Here is a 12,238-nt window from a genome sequence, read left to right as displayed (position 1 = left end):
CGGGTCAGGCCGCCGGCCGGCTGCGGTTGCGGTGGGCGGCCACGCAGGTGGTGAACATCCGGAGGAAGTCCTCCAGCGCCGGGTCGCCGGAGCGGTCGGTGACGACTCCGGCGTTCTCCACGAGCCCGCCGGCGCCCACCGGAGCGGTGTGGTCGCGGACCGGCGGCAGCCCGTCCAGCACCTCCACCGCCGCACCGAGCGCCCCCACGGCCTTGCCGTGCCGGAAGGCGTCCCCGACGAAACGCGTCACCGCTCCACCGGCGGCGGAGGCCAGGGCCTGGGCGGGCCCGTCCGGCAGGAGCACCGCGTCGTAGAGCACCGAGGCCACCGTGGGCAGCGCGCGGTCCACCGGGAGCGTCTCGCCACCGGCCCCCTGGACGGCGCCGTCCTGCGGGGCCAGCGCCTCGACGACGGCGCCCTGCGGTTCCAGTGCGGCCCGGAGTGCCCGCACCTGCGCGGCGTCCACCCCGTCCGTGACCAGCACCGCGATCTGCCGGGTGCGGATGGAACCGTCCCCCGGCAGCGACTCCAGGCTCAGAGCGGGGGACGCGGTCGGGTGCGGCGGCGCACCCTCCTGCTCGGCGGGCGGGGCCACGCCGATGCCCTTGGCGACCTCGGCGGCCAGCCGCCCGTCGACGCGGGTGAGTTCGCGCACGGTGCGCTCGCGCACCGGCATCGCCTCCACCTTGCCGAGCTCGAACCGGAACGCCTCGATGATGTGCTGCTGCTCCCAGCCGCTCATGCTGTGCCAGAACAACGCGGCCTGGCTGTAGTGGTCCTCGAAGCTCGCGCTGCGCTTGCGGATCTTCTGCCCGTCGACGCGCTCGGTGTAGTGGCTGAACGCGGAGCCCCCGGCGCCGGCGACGACGGGGCAGCCGCCGCCCAGCGAGTTGGGGGAGTAGTTCGTGCCCCGGTGGATCGCCGACTGATGGTATCCGTCCCGCTGGTTGGTGCGCACCGGCGCGACCGGCCGGTTCACCGGCAACTGGGCGAAGTTGGGACCTCCGAGCCGGATCAGCTGGGTGTCCAGGTAGGAGAAGAGCCGGGCCTGGAGCAGCGGGTCGTTGGTGAAGTCGATGCCGGGAACCACGTTGGCGGTGTGGAAGGCGACCTGTTCGGTCTCGGCGAAGAAGTTGTCCGGGTTCCGGTCCAGCACCAGCCGCCCGATGGGCCGGACCGGCACCTGCTCCTCCGGAATGATCTTGGTCGCGTCGAGCAGGTCGAAGTCGAAGGCGAACTCGTCCTCTTCGGAGACCAGCTGGACTCCGAGTTCCCACTCGGGGAACTCGCCGGCCTCGATCGCCTGCCACAGGTCGCGCCGGTTGAAGTCGGGGTCGCGGCCCATGCACTCCTGGGCCTCGTCCCAGACCAGCGAGTGGGCGCCCAGCTTCGGGGTCCAGTGGAACTTGACGAACGTGCCCCGGCCCTCGGCGTCGACGAACCGGAAGGTGTGCACGCCGAAGCCCTGCATCATCCGGTAGCTGCGGGGGATCGCCCGGTCCGACATCAGCCACATCATCATGTGCATCGTCTCGGGCTGGAGCGACACGAAGTCCCACAGCGTGTCGTGCGCAGACGCGCCGGTCGGCATGTCGTGGTGCGGCTCCGGCTTCACCGCGTGCACGAAGTCCGGGAACTTGATCCCGTCCTGGATGAAGAACACCGGCATGTTGTTGCCGACCAGGTCGAAGTTGCCCTCGGAGGTGTAGAACTTCGTCGCGAACCCGCGCACGTCCCGGACCGTGTCGGCGGAACCGCGCGGTCCCTGGACGGTGGAGAACCGGACGAAGACAGGGGTACGGACGGAGGGGTCGGAGAGGAAGGCCGCGCGGGTGAACTCGGCGCACGACTCGTACGGCTCGAACCAGCCGTAGGCGCCAGCGCCGCGCGCGTGCACCACCCGTTCCGGGATGCGCTCGTGGTCGAAGTGGGTGAGCTTCTCCCTGAAGTGGAAGTCCTCCATCAGGGTGGGCCCGCGCTCGCCCGCGGTGAGCGAGTCGTCGGTGTGGTCGACCGTCACCCCCTGATCGGTGGTGAGCGGTCCGGACTCCGGGTCCTCGGCGCGGTGCCGTTCGCGCTGGGCCTGCTTGCGGTCCTCGGCCATGACGGGCTCCTTCTGCTGGTGCGACGGGGTCGGGGCCCCCGGCAGGCGCCTGCTCCGGGTGTCCGGACGGGTGCACGGGGGATGCGGGGGCGGTGCCTCGGGCGGGGTCCGGAGTCGGTCCCCGCCCTGCCGCTCGTCAGTCCGGGGAGCCCCGGCCGGAGACCGCGTCACGGACGCGATCCACGAGGCCGAGGCCCGGGGCGAGCAGTCTGTTGGCGGGCGGGGTGTCCGGCGCGCCGGGGTGCGGACGGGTCGGCGCGGTGCGCTTGGCCTTGCGCACCTGGTCGCCCAGCTCCATCAGCCTGTCCTCGCCGACCACCGCCCGCAAGCGGGGGAACAGGTCCTGTTCCTCCTCCGCCAGGTGCGCGCGGACGTCCTCCATCAGGGCGCCGACGGTCCGGTCGAACTCGGGTCCGTCCGCGTCCATGCCCTCGAGGTCCTTCATCAGCTTCTCGGCTGTGGCGTGGTCCTCGATCTCCCGGTCGGCGACCGCGTCGCCGTCGGGCAGGTACCTGCGGACCGCCGGGTAGAGGTGGGCCTCCTCGGCGACCGAGTGGCGGACGAGTTCGATCGTCACCTCGTCGACGGCCTCCCCGCGGCGGGCGTCGCCGGGCGGCAGGCTCTCGATGCGGCTGAAGATCTCCCCGACCTCGCGGTGGTCTGTGGTGAGTTCGTCGACGACTGTTCCGCCGTGTCCCATGGCGTCTTTCTCCTTCTCACCGGGCCCGGGGCCCGAGGGGTGTGCGGTGCCGGCCCGGACCGTCAGGGCAGCGGCGTGCCGCCCGTGGCGTTGACGATCTCGGCGGTGATGTAGCTCGCCTCCGGCGAGGCGAGGAAGACGTAGGCCGGGGCCATCTCGGCGGGCTGGGCCGCCCGCCCGATCGGGCTCTGTTCACCGAACTTCGAGGTGTCGGGGAGGGTGGAGGGGATCAGCGGCGTCCACACGGGTCCCGGGGCGACCGCGTTCACCCGGACACCGCGCTCGACGAGCAACCCGGCCAGCCCCTGGGTGAAGGTCGCGATCCCGCCCTTCGTCATCGCGTAGTCGAGCAGGTGACCGCTCGGCTTGTAGGCCTGCACCGAAGTGGTGTTGATGATGCTGCCGCCCCGCGGGATGTGCGGGAGCGCCATCTTGCTCAGCCAGAACATTCCGTAGAGGTTGGTGCGCACGACCCGGTCGAACTGCTCGGTGGTGATGTCCTCGATGCCCTCGGGCTGCGACATCTGGTAGGCGGCGTTGTTCACCAGCACGTCGATCCGGCCGAACTCGCCGGCCGTGACGTCGATCAGCCGCCGGCACTCGCCCTCCTCCCGGATGTCGCACGGGACGGGCAGTGCCTTCCGGCCTGCCGCTTCCACCAGGGCCGCCGTCTCGCGTGCCTCGTCCTCCTCCTCGGGGAGGTACGTCAGCGCCACGTCGGCTCCTTCGCGAGCGAAGGCGAGCGCGACTGCCCGGCCGATCCCGGAGTCGCCCCCGGTCACCAGCGTCTTCCGGTCCTGCAGGCGGCCGCTGCCGCGGTAGGAGTCCTCGCCGTGGTCCGGTCGCGGTTCCATGTCCCCCGTGTTGCCGGGAGGCTCCTCGTCCTGCTGGGGGAAGGGCGGCTTCGGGTGGCGCTCCGCGGGGTCCTGGATCTCGTCATCGGTGGGAGGCAAAACCCCTCCATGAGGAATTGTTTCAACGGATGTGCTCGGTTCGCCCGGTAAGCGAGAATCGCCGGGTTCCCGGGCGGTGCCCGGCCAAACAGCCGTCTTCGCCGAGACCGCTGCCGCTCCTCCCGCCCGGTCCCCGACGGGCCCGCCCTCCGGGCTCTGCGGGACGGGCTATCGCAGGGAGGCCCGCTCGGGGGTGCCGGAGCCGGTCAGCCCCTCGTGGGTCTGCGCGACGTGGAACGAGGCGCCCTCGGGGTCGCGCAGCGTCGCCGCCCACTCGTCGACCGCCGGGTGCGGTGGCTCGACGACCTCTCCGCCCGCCGCGGCCACAGCCCCGACGACCGCGTCGATGTCGACCACGTGGAAGTGCACCCGCCACTGCGCGGGCGTGTCGGACGCCCGTGTGCGTTCGGGGTCCGCGTCCTCCTGGGAGGCCCCGCCGACCGCGGAGAGCAGCGCGACCTGCCGGCCGGCGATCCGCAGCACGATCCCGGCGTCCTCGTAGCCGACCTGCAAACCGTCCCGTGCCGACCGGTTCCAGTCGAAGACGCCGCCGTAGAACATCGCGGAGGCGAACGGGTCGCGGGTGCGCAGCTCCAGCCAGCCGGCGGTCCGGCCGTGCGAGACCTGCCAGTCGGCCGAGACCTCGCCCTCCCACAGGGCGAACACCGCCTCCGCCGGATCGCCCGCCCAGGCCGCGCGTCCGGAGCGGAACTTCATTGGACCCACGCCGACCGTCGCTCCCCGCTCCCGCACCCGCTCGGCCGCCTCGTCCGCGTCGTCCACCGCGAAGTAGGGGACCCAGGCGGTGGCGAATGCCGTGGCAGGGGTGACCTGCCGGATCCCGGCGACCGGGATCCCGTCCTGGAGAGCGACCAGGTCGCTGCCCGGAGCCCCGCGCTCGCGGGTGTACTCCCAGCCCAGCACCGTGCCGTAGAAGTCCGCCGCCCGGTCCAACCGCCGGGTGGCGAGGTTGACCCAGCACGGAGCGCCGTGCACCGCGTGTTTCGTCGAGCCCACTGTCCTCGGCTCCTCTCGCCCCTCGGGACCGCCGCCCCGCGCGGGGCGGGTGGTGCCCGCAGCAGCGGGGGACGGGGTCGCACGGGCGCCGTCGGCCGACGCCCAGCACACGCGTAACACCACGAGGTCCGTTCCAAACCGGGCGATCGCCGATTTCACCGTCCGCCCCCGCGCCGTTCGGGCCCGCGCAGGCGCAAGGGGGAGCCGCGCGCCCCTGAGCCGGTCTGCGCCGGCGGGGTGGAAACTTCCGGCCCGGGGTTTCGGCCCCGGTATTTCCGGAAACCTGAGGGTGCCGTGCCCGCGGCTGTCCGCACGGCGGAACGCGAAGTGTTCCTCTCCCCGGCCGTCCCTGAATACCGCTCTTTCTCCCGCCCCAGGAGGGACCATGTTGGTGGCTCACCCGGCAGTGCTGTCCGAGTTGCTGGAACGCTACGAGAGGTACCGGGCCCAGAGCCACGGCACAGGCGGGACGGCGACCGTGCAGCGCGCTTTCGACGACGTCTGCTACACGCTCTGCGTGACCACCGGCACCCGGGAGGTGGCCGAGGCGCTGACCGTCGCGCGGACCTGGCTGTCCTCGACGCTTGCTGGGCTGTCCACCACCGTCGCCTCCGGCGGCACGCCCGCCGGTACCCCGCAGTGGGGCACTGGCGAAAGCTGACGCGCCCTCCTGCCGAAGCGTCCCCTTTCCGCTCCCGCACGGCGCGCCACGTGTGCCGTCCGGGAGCCGTTCCCTGCCAGGATCAGCCGTCGCGGCGCGCCCGGTCCCGTCGGCGTCCGGCCGCGGGGGTACCGGCCAACTGGTCGACGGCGAGTCGCTCGCCGTCGATCGCGTCGGTCCGGTAGGCGACCCGCCCGATGATCTGCGCGGTCACTGGCGAGGTGATCAGGTGGAACACCGCGATGAGCAGCAGCGGGCCCGTGTAGGGGGCCGGGGTGCGCACCGCGGCCCCCACCAGGATCAGCACCAGGCCCAGCGACTGCGCCTTCGACGAGGCCTGCAGACGTGCGAGCGAGTCGGGGAACCGCAGCAGGCCGATCGAGGCGGAGAGAGAGAACAGCGCTCCGGACACCAGCAGCAGAGCGGTCAGGGCGTCGACGACGAGGTTCACCGCATGTCCTCCCGTTCCTCCACCAGGCGCGCGGCGACCACCGATCCTGTGAAGCCGAGCAGCGCGAGCGCGATGAGTACCGGCAGGACGGTGGTGTACTCCCACACCGCCGCGGCGACGGCCGCCCCTGCGACGACCTGGGTCACCAGTACGTCCACGGCGTTGATCCGGTCCAGTGCGTGCGGCCCGCGGAGCAGCCGGGCGAGCACCAGCAGTGCGGCGACCGCGAGCACGCTCAGCGCGACGACGGCGACGACGTTCATGAGGGGTCCTCTCCGCGGTGCGGTGCGGCACCGCCGTCCCGGCGGTCGCGACGCAGTGCGTCGCTGCCCGCCGCTTCCTGTCTCCCGTCTCCGGGAGTCTTCCCGCTCCCGCCGGGGATTCCGCCCGTCCCGGGGTCCTCGTCCCCGCGTCCGCCCGCGTCCGCGTCGTGCGGCACGGCGGGCACAGAGTCGAACGCCCGCAGCACCCGGCGCTCGGTGGCCGTCACCTTCTCGCGGCGGCGGTCGGCGTCCTCGGGGCCGGTGACCGGCAGTACGTGGACGTACACCCGCCGGGTCTCGCGGTCGATCTCCAGCACGAGCGACCCGGGCGTCAGGCTGGTCAGTTGGACGACTCCGTCCACCAGCAGGTCGACGTCCGTCCGCAGCGGAACCTCCACCACCGCGGACCGGACGGCCGGGCCCTGCCGGAGGGCGGCCCAGGCGACGGTGGCCCCGGAGACCACCAGGTCCGCCCCGGTGTGGGCGAGCAGCACGAGCAGGGGCCAGGGACGAACCCTGAGCCGTGCCGCGCTGGTCGGTGCCGGGTAGATCAGGGTGACGGCGAGGGCCACCAGCCCCCCGGACAGCAGCACGATCGCGCTGACCGACCCCCAGAGCAGCACCCACAGGGCCCACAGCCCGCAGACCGCCATGAGCCGGCGCCGCTGCCCCATCGAGCCGACCCTTCCCACCCGCGGGTGGGAGGGCACCCGCCCGGCCTGCGTCCCGTTCCCGTTCCCGGCCCCGTCCGTCCGCGTTCCGCCGCTCATCGCGCCACCTCCCGGTCCCGGTCCCGCCTGTGGCCGGACGCAGAGCCCTGCGCAGGCCCCGCACCCTTGCCGTCCGCGCTTCCCGCGCCGTCGCCGGGGAGGACCGCCTGCCGGTAGACCTCCGGCTGCCGCAGGTCCTCGCCCGCGCGCTCGGTCACGGCCGCGAGCGGTCCGGCCCCGGCGGCGAGCGCCACTCCCACCAGCACGATGCCGGTCGTCGAGGCGGCCATCGCGCGGATGCCGCGTACGCGGCCGTGCCCCTCGGCCGGATGCGCCGGGTCGGCGGGGGCGCGGCGGGACTCGCCGGCGTCGGGGTCGGGTTCCCCCTGGGCGAACGCGGCCCGCCAGACGCGGGCCATCGCGTACAGCGTGAGCAGGCTGGTGAGCAGCGCCGCGGCCATCACGGCGATCACCAGCGGGCCACCGGTGGCGGCACCCGCCCGCAGCAGGGCCAGTTTCGCCACGAACCCGGAGAACGGCGGCAGCCCGGCGAGGCTCATCGCGGAGACCAGGAAGAGCCCGGCCAGCAGTGTGGGGGGAGCGGGCGCGCGGTTGAGCCGGCTCAGTGCCGCCGTCCCGCTCCAGGACGCGATCATGCCGGCGATCAGGAACAGGGCCGCCTGCACCGCGATGTGGTGCACGGCGTACAGCAGGGTGCCGCTCAGGCCGTCCGCGGTGGACAGGGCGAGGCCGAAGAGCAGGTAGCCGATGTGGGCGACCAGGACGAAGGACAGCATCCGGTTGAGGTCCTGCTGCGCGACCGCGCCCAGCACGCCCAGGAGCAGGGTCGCGGCGGCCAGCCAGAGCAGCAGCGTCCAGGTCTCGGTGCGCGGGAAGAGCAGGGTCTGGGTGCGCACCATCGCGTAGAGGCCCACCTTCGTCAGCAGCGCGGCGAGCACCGCGGTGATGGGGGCCGGCGCGGTCGGATAGCTGTCCGGCAGCCAGAAGTGCAGCGGCACCATCGCCGCCTTGATGCCGAAGACGACCAGGAGGAGCAGTCCGAGCACGCTCTGCACGCCGTCGGGGAGCTCCGGCACCCGTTGGCTGAGGTCGGCGAGGTTGACGGTGCCGGTGGCGGAGTAGACCAGTGCCACCGCGGTCAGGAAGAGCATCGAGGAGAGCAGGCTGGTGACCGTGTACGTCATCCCGGCGTGGATGCGCCTCTCGTCGGCACCGAGGTTGATCAGCACGTAGGAAGCGGCGAGCATCGCCTCGAACGCGACGAACAGGTTGAACAGGTCTCCGGTGAGGAACGCGAGCCCGACGCCCGCGAGCAGTACCAGGTAGGCCGGATGGAAGGCGGGCCGGGACGCCCAGGACTCCGCAGAGCCCTGGCCCACGGCGAACACCAGGATGGCCAGTGCGACCGCCAGCGCGATGGTCAGCAGCAGCGCCGAGGTGCGGTCGGCGACGAGCGAAATCCCCACCGGCGCCGACCAGCCGCCGACCGCGACCACCATCGGCCCCTCGCGGTCGGTCATGACGAGCAGTGCGACGGCGTCCACCAGGGTCGCGAGGAGCACCACGAGTCCCAGCACCCGTTGCAGCAGGGCGCTGCGGCGGACGGCCAGCGACAGGCCGGCCGCGAACAGCGGCAGCAGGACGGGAGCGGAGACGAGCAGTGCGTTCACCGGTCGTTCCCCTCCTCGCGCTCGGGCGGGCCGGCTCCCGGTCCCGGCTGGGTGGTCGCCGGTTCGGGGGACGTCCCGTGCTGGCCGTCACCGGCCTTCTCCAGCCGCCGGTCCTCGGCGTCGTCGCGGACCTCGTCGTGGCCGTTGAGCCGCCAGGCGCGGTGCACCAGTGCGAGCAGGAAGACGGTCAGCGCGAAGGTGATGACGATGGCCGTCAGCGCCATCGCCTGGGGGAGCGGATCCGAGTCCGTCTCCTGACCGGCGCGGACCTCCCCGGTGATGGGCGGTGCTCCGGCGGGCCCGGTGGCGAGCAGCAGCAGGTTCGTGGCGTGGCCCAGCATCAGGAAGCCGAACAGCAACCGCATCAGGGTGCGCTGGAGCACCAGGAAGAAGCCCGAGGCGAACAGCCCGGCCAGTACCAGAGCGGTGGTGAGGTCCAGCTCTCTCATCGGCCGGCCCTCCCGTCGGCTGCCGCCGTCCGTTCGCCCGTTCCCCCGGCGTCCGCTCCGGCGGCTGTTCCGGCCGGCCCGGCCGGTTCGGTGTCCCCGGGGGCGCCGGCCGTCCCCTCGGCCGCCGTGCCGCCACCGGCCGGATGGCCCCGGCCCGAGGGGACGGGCTCCTGGGACGGGCCCACGGCGGACAGCAGCAGCAGACCGACGCCGAGCACCACGGCGAACACCCCCACGTCGAAGACGATGCTGGTGGCGAACTCCAGGTGGCCCAGCACGGGGACGTCGGCCTCCACCACGTGCGTGGCGAGCGGCGGCCCCCCGAACAGGAACGGGACGAGTCCGCTGAGACCGGCGAGGGCAAGCCCGCCGCCCGCGAGCACCCGCGAGTCCAGCGGACCCGAGAAGCCCAGGTCGGAACGGCCGCCCACCAGATAGCGCAGGGCGAAGGCCTGGACGGCCACCAGTCCGCCGGCGAATCCGCCGCCGGGACGCAGGTGGCCGGAGAAAAGCAGGTACACGGAGAGCACCAGGATCGACGGGAAGAGCAGACGGACCACGATCTCCAGCGCCACCGAGCGCTCGTGCTCGGGCAGCGACACTTTCGGCCTGGCGGACTCGCGGTACGGGCCCGGCCCGTGGTGGCCGAACAGCGCGGTCGCGCCGATGGCCGCCACCAGCAGCACCGAGATCTCCCCGAGCGTGTCCAGGGCACGGAAGTCGATCAGGATCGCGTTGACGACGTTGTGCGAGCCGGCCTCCTTCACCCGTCCGATCAGCTCCGCCGCGACCTCCGGGTCCCGCCGGATCGCACTGACGACCACGGCGAACAGGGCCACGAAGAGGCCGGCCGCCACCGACACGGCGGCCCGGACGGCCAGAACCCGGGCGGGCACCCGGCGCGGTCCCATGTCGGACGGCAGACCGCGCAGCGCCAGTACGAAGATGACCAGTGTCAGGGACTCGATCAGGAACTGCGCCAGCGCCACGTCGGGGGCGCCGTGCAGCAGGAAGACGCCGGCCACTCCGTAACCGACGGCACCGGCCAGCAGCACGGCCGTCAACCGGTGGCGGGCGCTCACCAGGCCCGCGGCGGCGGTGAGCACGACAGCCGCGAGGGGTAGTTGCAGCCCTTCCCGCCAGAGCCGGAAGTCGTCCGGCAGCGGCAGCGCACCGGCGTGCAGGAGTGCCGCGCCACCGGGGAGCACCAGCACCACGCCCAGCACCACCGTCAGGTACGCGGGGAGTGAGCCGACCTGGGTGCGGCGGGTGATCCGTACGGCGGCCGAGTTGAGGCCGGCGATGGTCCGCAGATAGGACTTCTGCGCCTCGGGCGGCCCGGGCACCGCGGCCCGCAGCCGCCGCAACCGGTCGCCGGCCACCGGCAGCAGGACCAGCCCGACCGCCACCGACAGCGCGGAGATCCCCAGTACCGGGGTGAACCCGTGCCACAGCGCCAGGTGGTACGGCTTGTCGACCGAGGGCAGGCCGTCCGCGTACGGTGCGGTCACCGCCGAGGTGAGGGGGTAGGCCAGTCCCAGCGCCAGGCACGTCACGGACAGCACGACGCCGGGAGCGGTCAGCCAGAGGCCGGGCGGCCTCGACCTGCGGACGGGATCGCTCGGCGGGCCGGCGAACACGCCGTGCACCAGCCGGGCGCTGTAGGCCACGGTCAGCACGGCGCCCAGCACCAGTGCCCCGAGGGCCCAGGGCGCGAACCGCGCCTCGCCGCCCAGGGCCGGCACCGGGCCCGCGGGCAGCATGAAGGCCTTGAACGCCGCCTCGTGCCCGAGGAATCCGATCAGCGGCGGCAGTCCGGCCATGGAGGCGGCGGCCAGGACGGTGGCCCACAGCCACCGGTGCCGCCGCCCGAGTCCCGCGAGCTTTCTGATGTCCCGGGTCCCGGTGGCCTTCTCGACGGTGCCGCTGAACAGGAACAGCGCGGACTTGAACGTCGCGTGCGCGAGCAGCATCACCGCGCCGGCCAGCGCCGCCGTCCTGGTGCCGTACCCCAGCAGCATCACCAGCAGACCCAGCTCGCTGATCGTCCCGTACGCCAGGATCCGCTTGAGATCGTGCTCGAACAACCCCCGCCACGCGCCGACCACCAGCGAGAACGCGCCCACCGCCAGCACCGTCGCCCGCCAGGGCGGCACGTCGGCGAAGCCGGGCGCCAGCCGGGCGATCAGGTAGACACCGGCCTTCACCATCGCGGCCGCGTGCAGGTACGCGCTCACCGGTGTCGGCGCCACCATCGCGGCCGGCAGCCATCCGTGCAGCGGCATCATCGCGGCCTTGGCGAACGCGCCGACGAGTACCAGGACCACGGCGGCCGTCACGTAACCGCCGCGCGGGGGGTCGGCCAGCAGTTCGGAGATCCGGTAGGTGCCGCCCGCCTCGCCGAGCAGCACGAAGCCGAGCAGCATCGTCAGTCCGCCGCCGGTCGTGGTGAGCAGCGCCTGCTGGGCGGCGCGCCGGTGCTCCCCGCTGCGTCCGCGCCCCGCGATCAGCAGGAAGGAGACCACGGTGGTCAGTTCCCAGAAGACGTAGAGCAGCAGCAGGTTGTCCGCGGTGACCAGGCCCAGCATGCTGCCGGCGAAGGCCACCAGCAGTGCCGCCTGCCGGCCGGCGTCCTCGGCGAAGTAGCCCGTGCTGTACGTCAGTACGAGTACCCCGACACCGCTGACCACCACCGTCATCAGCAGCGCCAGCGCGTCCAGCCGCAGGTCCACTCCCAGCCCGAGCGCCGGGACCCAGGAGACCCGCTCGCCGAGAGCCTCGCCGTCGAGCACCGACGCCGCACCCGCCAGGGCCCAGACCAGAGTCGCCAGCGGGGGCAGCACGGCGAGGGCCCAGACCCACCGGCCGAGCCGCCCGTGCAGGCCGGGAAGCAGGGCCGCGGCGGCTGCGTGAGCGGCGATGAGGATCAGCACGTCACTCCTGCGGCGGTAGGGGGCTGCGGTCCGCGGTCCGTACGGGCCGCAGGTGTGGCGCGCGGGCACGGGCTCGCGCCCGTGGCCGTCGCCCCGCTCCGTTGGGGGTGCTGCCGGCAGGGACCGTTGGGCCAGGTTCGCCCGGGTGCCCCGGCTCGGCGACCTCATGCTTCACGGGAGCGGGTGATCGTCGGCGTCCGGGCTCGGGTCCGGGCCCGGGCCCCGGGGGCTGCCGGGCCGGATCGGGCGAGCGGGAGGGCCGACCGCGGGGACGCACCCGACCGGGTGAGGCGGGCGCTCCGGGGC

The 12,238-nt window shown here is 73.3% G+C and carries 11 protein-coding genes; 1 reads left to right on the top strand and 10 read right to left on the bottom strand.

The window, feature by feature from the left end:
* Nucleotides 1-4: 4 nt before the first annotated feature.
* From H300_RS0115570 to H300_RS0115555, 4 genes are all read right to left on the bottom strand, one after another.
* The gene (locus H300_RS0115570) at nt 5-2,104 is read right to left on the bottom strand and encodes a catalase (RefSeq protein ID WP_028428171.1); all 2,100 of its coding nucleotides are present in this window, start codon (nt 2,102-2,104) and stop codon (nt 5-7) included.
* A gap of 136 nt (nt 2,105-2,240) precedes the next feature.
* Nucleotides 2,241-2,804: a hemerythrin domain-containing protein gene (locus H300_RS0115565; RefSeq protein WP_028428170.1), complete on the bottom strand. Its 564-nt coding sequence runs from the start codon at nt 2,802-2,804 to the stop codon at nt 2,241-2,243.
* A gap of 62 nt (nt 2,805-2,866) precedes the next feature.
* Nucleotides 2,867-3,757 carry an SDR family oxidoreductase gene (locus H300_RS0115560; protein WP_028428169.1) on the bottom strand — a complete coding sequence of 297 codons (891 nt, stop codon included), beginning with the start codon at nt 3,755-3,757 and terminating at the stop codon, nt 2,867-2,869.
* Between the two features lie 168 nt (nt 3,758-3,925).
* A complete protein-coding gene (locus H300_RS0115555) occupies nt 3,926-4,774 on the bottom strand; it encodes a VOC family protein (protein ID WP_051270085.1) in 849 nt (282 codons plus the stop codon).
* A 385-nt stretch (nt 4,775-5,159) separates the two neighbouring features.
* Here H300_RS0115555 and H300_RS27150 point away from each other — a divergent pair, with 385 nt between their 5' ends.
* Nucleotides 5,160-5,435 (top strand): DUF5133 domain-containing protein, encoded by a 276-nt coding sequence (locus tag H300_RS27150; RefSeq protein ID WP_051270084.1) that lies wholly within the window; start codon nt 5,160-5,162, stop codon nt 5,433-5,435.
* A gap of 82 nt (nt 5,436-5,517) precedes the next feature.
* On the opposite strand, the gene mnhG is transcribed toward H300_RS27150, so the two are convergent.
* From mnhG to mbhE, 6 genes are read right to left on the bottom strand one after another with little or no spacing between them, the layout of a single operon-like run.
* Complete coding sequence (mnhG, locus tag H300_RS0115545) at nt 5,518-5,886, bottom strand: monovalent cation/H(+) antiporter subunit G (RefSeq protein WP_028428167.1); 369 nt, start codon at nt 5,884-5,886, stop codon at nt 5,518-5,520.
* Nucleotides 5,883-6,149 carry a monovalent cation/H+ antiporter complex subunit F gene (locus H300_RS0115540; protein WP_028428166.1) on the bottom strand — a complete coding sequence of 89 codons (267 nt, stop codon included), beginning with the start codon at nt 6,147-6,149 and terminating at the stop codon, nt 5,883-5,885. The genes mnhG and H300_RS0115540 overlap by 4 nt, the downstream gene beginning before the upstream one ends.
* Nucleotides 6,146-6,919 (bottom strand): Na+/H+ antiporter subunit E, encoded by a 774-nt coding sequence (locus H300_RS29345; protein ID WP_051270083.1) that lies wholly within the window; start codon nt 6,917-6,919, stop codon nt 6,146-6,148. The genes H300_RS0115540 and H300_RS29345 overlap by 4 nt, the downstream gene beginning before the upstream one ends.
* Nucleotides 6,916-8,550, bottom strand: coding sequence for a Na+/H+ antiporter subunit D (locus tag H300_RS27140; RefSeq protein ID WP_078516034.1), 1,635 nt, complete (start codon nt 8,548-8,550; stop codon nt 6,916-6,918). The genes H300_RS29345 and H300_RS27140 overlap by 4 nt, the downstream gene beginning before the upstream one ends.
* On the bottom strand, nt 8,547-8,999 hold the full coding sequence (locus tag H300_RS0115525) for an NADH-quinone oxidoreductase subunit K (RefSeq protein ID WP_028428165.1): 453 nt from the start codon (nt 8,997-8,999) through the stop codon (nt 8,547-8,549). Before H300_RS0115525 ends, H300_RS27140 begins: the two co-directional genes overlap by 4 nt.
* Nucleotides 8,996-11,932, bottom strand: a complete 2,937-nt coding sequence (mbhE, locus tag H300_RS27135; RefSeq protein ID WP_051270082.1) for a hydrogen gas-evolving membrane-bound hydrogenase subunit E — start codon at nt 11,930-11,932, stop codon at nt 8,996-8,998. Before mbhE ends, H300_RS0115525 begins: the two co-directional genes overlap by 4 nt.
* Nucleotides 11,933-12,238 lie beyond the last annotated feature (306 nt).

Source organism: Streptomyces sp. TAA040, from assembly GCF_000424845.1.
This window is presented reverse-complemented; position numbering and strand designations above follow the sequence as displayed.

Excerpts from the sequence above, each read along its gene's own strand:
- H300_RS27150 (WP_051270084.1), top strand. The coding sequence starts at position 5,160 with ATGTTGGTGGCTCACCCGGCAGTGCTGTCCGAGTTGCTGGAACGCTAC.
- H300_RS29345 (WP_051270083.1), bottom strand. The coding sequence starts at position 6,919 with ATGAGCGGCGGAACGCGGACGGACGGGGCCGGGAACGGGAACGGGACG.
- H300_RS0115540 (WP_028428166.1), bottom strand. The coding sequence starts at position 6,149 with ATGAACGTCGTCGCCGTCGTCGCGCTGAGCGTGCTCGCGGTCGCCGCA.
- H300_RS0115565 (WP_028428170.1), bottom strand. The coding sequence starts at position 2,804 with ATGGGACACGGCGGAACAGTCGTCGACGAACTCACCACAGACCACCGC.
- H300_RS0115525 (WP_028428165.1), bottom strand. The coding sequence starts at position 8,999 with ATGAGAGAGCTGGACCTCACCACCGCTCTGGTACTGGCCGGGCTGTTC.
- H300_RS0115570 (WP_028428171.1), bottom strand. The coding sequence starts at position 2,104 with ATGGCCGAGGACCGCAAGCAGGCCCAGCGCGAACGGCACCGCGCCGAG.